We start from the raw sequence: 3660 nt of genomic DNA, 5'->3' as shown, positions 1-3660 counted from the left end.
ACGCCGCTCCTACAAAAGGCAGAGCAAAGCAAGGCTCAATGCAGCCTCGGCTTTTCGCCACCCAGTTCCACCAGACGCTCGCGGATGCCGATGGCATCCGCGGCTTCCGGCGCCATCTTCAGGTAGCGCGCCAGATCGGCACGGGCACCGGCCAGATGCTCCAGCTGCATGTAGGCCAGGCCGCGATCGCGTACGGCATCGGCCTGCTCGGGGGCCAGCTTGAGGATGCGGTCGGCGCTGCGTGCGGCGCGGTCCCATTCGCCGCGTTCGGCATAGACACCGTGCAGGTTGCGCAGCATGCGCATCAGGATGGCGCGGTGTGGGGCCGGGTCGAGGATCTGTGCCAGTACGTTGTCGTCCGGGGTCTCGCCGCCCAGGTTGCTGCGTGCGCGCTCGCGCAGTTCGTCCACGCTCAACGGTCGGCCACCGTTGAACGGGTCCATGATCAGCACGCCGTCTTCCACTGGTAGCCGCACCAGGAAATGGCCGGGGAAGGAAATGCCTTCCAGCGGCAGACCGAGCCTGCGCGAGACTTCGATCTGCACCAGGGCCAGCGAAATCGGGTTGCCCAGGCGGCGCTCGAACACTTCGTTGAGGTAGCTGTTGCGCGGGTCGTAGTACTCGTCGTTGTCGCCGCTGTAGCCCACTTCGTTGAAGAGGTGGTTGTTGATGGCGGCAACCTTGAGCGGCCATTCGCCGATGGCGTCCACTTCCACCCGCAGGTGATCGGCATGGGCCTGCAGCACGCGGTCATAGGCGGCCGGGTCCAGCTGTGGGTATTCGTCGCGGGCGATCAGCAGGGCAGTCGACAGCAGCGGCAGTGCCTCATCGGGCAAGCCGGCCAGTTCTTCCCACTGCGGCAGGGTAATGCGTGTTTCAGACATGCCCCCAAGACTGGCGGCAAAGCGGCGCCGGTTCAAGGGCGCCGCGGTTCAATTTGTGTGTATCAGTCAGTTGCCGGTGGCGATGCCTGGGCCGAAGGTCAGTTCGGCACCGTCTTCCAGCTTGAGCTTGGCGGCCTGGCCGGCGTTGAGCTCAAGCACGTACAGGGCCGGGTTGAAGCTGGGGTAGGGCGGGCACATGTCGCCGGCCGAGCACGGCGGCACATCGCGCTGCTGGCCGACCAGGCGGCGCTGGCTGTCGAAGTAGAGGATGTCCAGCGGAATCCTGGTGTTCTTCATCCAGTACGCCTGTGGTTCCTCGCGGTCATGGACGAACAGCATGCCGTGGTCGGCATCCATCTGGTCGCGGAACATCAGGCCGCGGGCGCGGGTTTCGTCGTTCTGGGCCAGTTCCACGTTGTAGCGGGTGCCGGCCAGTTCCACCCAGTGCTTGCTGTCGGCGCTGGCGCAGCCGGCCAGGGCGAGCAGGGACAGGGCAAGGAGGGTGCGCAGGAATGATTTGGGCATGGTTGGGACCTGGTTCCTAGGGGAGCCTTCGGGCGGGTTCGGTCGAAGTCAAAAGCTTCCCCTCATCCGCCCTTCGGGCACCTTCTCCCTCTTGCGGGAGAAGGGAAGAGCAACAAGCCAAGGCTGGAGCAACTGCCAAAGCCGAAGCAGCAGCAAAGGCCAAATCAACCGCCAAAGCAAAAGCCGAAGCCGAAGCCGAAGCCGAAGCCGAAGCCGAAGCCGAAGCCAAAGCCAAAGCCAAAGCCAAAGCCAAAGCAGCTGCTTTGCTGGCTTGGCTTACAGCACCTGCGGCGGCTCGCCGCCGATGATGACTACGTCAGCCGGGCGGCGGGCGAACAGACCTACGGTAACGACGCCGGGAATCTGGTTGAGCTGCTGTTCCAGCTTCACCGGGTCGGTGATGGACAGGTTGTGCACGTCCAGAATCAGATTTCCGTTGTCGGTGACCACGCCGTCGCGCCATACCGGCTGGCCGCCAGTCAGGGCCAGGATCTCGCGGGCGACCAGGCTGCGCGCCATCGGGATCACTTCCACCGGCAGCGGGAACTTGCCAAGAACCTTCACCTGCTTGCTCGGGTCGACGATGCAGACGAACTGCTTGCTGGCCTCGGCGATGATCTTCTCGCGGGTCAGTGCGGCGCCGCCGCCCTTGATCAGGTTCTTGTTGCCGTCGCACTCGTCGGCGCCATCCACGTACAGTGACAGGCCGCCGGTGTGGTTCAGGTCCAGCACCTCGATGCCGTGGCCCTTGAGCAGGGCGGTGCTCTGGTCGGAGCTGGAGACCGCGCCTTCGATCTGGTCCTTGATGCGGGCCAGGGCTTCGATGAAGTAGGCGACGGTGGAGCCGGTGCCGACACCGACAATCATTCCCTTCTGGACGTACTCGATGGCTTTTTCGGCGGCCAGGCGCTTGGCTTCGGACATGGTGGGCTCGATCAGTTGGAAAACGGGTTTTTTGTAGGAGCGGCGTGAGCCGCGAAGCCGGGGAGCTGAAAGGTTGTCAGCTGCGCGGCTCACGCCGCTCCTACAACAAAAGAGGCTTACTTGGCTTTCTTTTCCAGCGACAGCAGCAGCTTCCACTGTGCAGCAGTAACCGGGAACACCGACAGGCGGTTGCCCTTGGCGGTCAGCGGGAAACCTTCGCCCAGTTCCTCGGCATGCAGCTTGATCTCGTCCAGCGCGATCACCTGCGCCAGCTTGCGCTCGAAACCCACGTCCACCAGCATCCAGCGCGGTTCTTCGCGCGTGCTCTTGGGGTCGTGGTAATCGGATTCTGGATCGAACTGGGTGTCGTCCGGGTAGGCTTCGCTGGCCACCGTGGCAATGCCGACGATGCCCGGTACCTTGGTATTGGAGTGGTAGAACAGGATGCCGTCGCCGACCTTCATGCCATCGCGCATGAAATTGCGCGCCTGGTAGTTGCGCACGCCATTCCACGGTTCCGTGCCCACGCGCTGCAGGTCGTCGATGGAAAAGGCGTCCGGTTCGGACTTCATCAGCCAATAGCGCTTGCGGGCGGTCATGCGTTCAACGGTTCCGGGTAGAGAGTGGCCTGCTCGGTACAGATGGCATCCACCGCCACATCCCAGTCCTCGACCGGCAATGACGGCACCTGCTGGGCGGAGAAACCTACCCCCACCAGCCACGGCGGCGCGGCCTGGCGCTGCCGAAATGCGAGGCTGCGATCATACCAGCCGCCCCCCATGCCCAGCCGCCGGCCACCGTCATCAAAGCCCACCAGCGGGGCGACGACCAAGGCCATTTCCTCCGGCCGCAGGGCCTGCGCGGGGTCTACATCCGGTTCGGGAATGCCATAACGGTTGCTGACCAGTGCCTGCCCGGGCCGCCACGGGGCGAAGCGCAGCAGCTTGCCGTGCAGTACCGGCAGGCAATAGGTCTGCTGTGGCGGCAACTGCATCTGCCAGCGGTGCAGGGCGATCTCGCCGTCCATCGCCCAGTAACCGGCGACATGACCACTGATCCCGGCGAAAGGCAGGGACAGGAGGTTTGTGGCCAGGGCTTCGGCCGCGGCGATGCGCTCGGCGGCAGGGATGTCGCGGCGGCGCTGGCGCAGTTGTTGGCGGAGGAGTTGGCGGGGATCGGTCATCTGCGAAGGTCGAGGCTTGGAAGCCTATCTTCCAGCGGGAAAGGGCTGAGGGTAAGTGCGAAGCACTTGGGGAGCCAAGCTTTTGTAGTGCCGACCCATGGTCGGCATTGGCTCTACCGGTAGTGCCCTTGCCGACCATGGGTC

At 64.3% G+C, this 3660-nt stretch carries 5 protein-coding genes; all 5 read right to left on the bottom strand.

What is annotated here, in order from left to right; all coding sequences use genetic code 11:
• Positions 1–35: 35 nt before the first annotated feature.
• Positions 36–884: a SirB1 family protein gene (locus QMX78_RS20745; RefSeq protein ID WP_282273212.1), complete on the bottom strand. Its 849-nt coding sequence runs from the start codon at positions 882–884 to the stop codon at positions 36–38.
• A 66-nt stretch (positions 885–950) separates the two neighbouring features.
• The gene (locus QMX78_RS20740; protein WP_282273210.1) at positions 951–1409 is read right to left on the bottom strand and encodes a DUF192 domain-containing protein; all 459 of its coding nucleotides are present in this window, start codon (positions 1407–1409) and stop codon (positions 951–953) included.
• A gap of 276 nt (positions 1410–1685) precedes the next feature.
• On the bottom strand, positions 1686–2333 hold the full coding sequence (gene rpiA, locus QMX78_RS20735; protein WP_282273207.1) for a ribose-5-phosphate isomerase RpiA: 648 nt from the start codon (positions 2331–2333) through the stop codon (positions 1686–1688).
• 116 nt (positions 2334–2449) lie between these two features.
• Positions 2450–2932, bottom strand: a complete 483-nt coding sequence (locus tag QMX78_RS20730; protein ID WP_282273205.1) for an EVE domain-containing protein — start codon at positions 2930–2932, stop codon at positions 2450–2452.
• Positions 2929–3516, bottom strand: a complete 588-nt coding sequence (locus tag QMX78_RS20725; RefSeq protein WP_282273203.1) for a 5-formyltetrahydrofolate cyclo-ligase — start codon at positions 3514–3516, stop codon at positions 2929–2931. The genes QMX78_RS20730 and QMX78_RS20725 overlap by 4 nt, the downstream gene beginning before the upstream one ends.
• Between the last annotated feature and the right edge of the window lie 144 nt (positions 3517–3660).

Origin of the sequence: Stenotrophomonas sp. PS02298, assembly GCF_029959445.1 — a bacterium.
GTDB lineage: Bacteria > Pseudomonadota > Gammaproteobacteria > Xanthomonadales > Xanthomonadaceae > Stenotrophomonas.
The sequence above is the reverse complement of the archived record's forward strand: the minus strand, read 5'-3'. Positions and strand labels throughout refer to the sequence as shown.

Coding starts and splice junctions, on each gene's coding strand:
- rpiA (WP_282273207.1), bottom strand. CDS start 2,333: ATGTCCGAAGCCAAGCGCCTGGCCGCCGAAAAAGCCATCGAGTACGTC.
- QMX78_RS20740 (WP_282273210.1), bottom strand. CDS start 1,409: ATGCCCAAATCATTCCTGCGCACCCTCCTTGCCCTGTCCCTGCTCGCC.
- QMX78_RS20725 (WP_282273203.1), bottom strand. CDS start 3,516: ATGACCGATCCCCGCCAACTCCTCCGCCAACAACTGCGCCAGCGCCGC.
- QMX78_RS20745 (WP_282273212.1), bottom strand. CDS start 884: ATGTCTGAAACACGCATTACCCTGCCGCAGTGGGAAGAACTGGCCGGC.
- QMX78_RS20730 (WP_282273205.1), bottom strand. CDS start 2,932: ATGACCGCCCGCAAGCGCTATTGGCTGATGAAGTCCGAACCGGACGCC.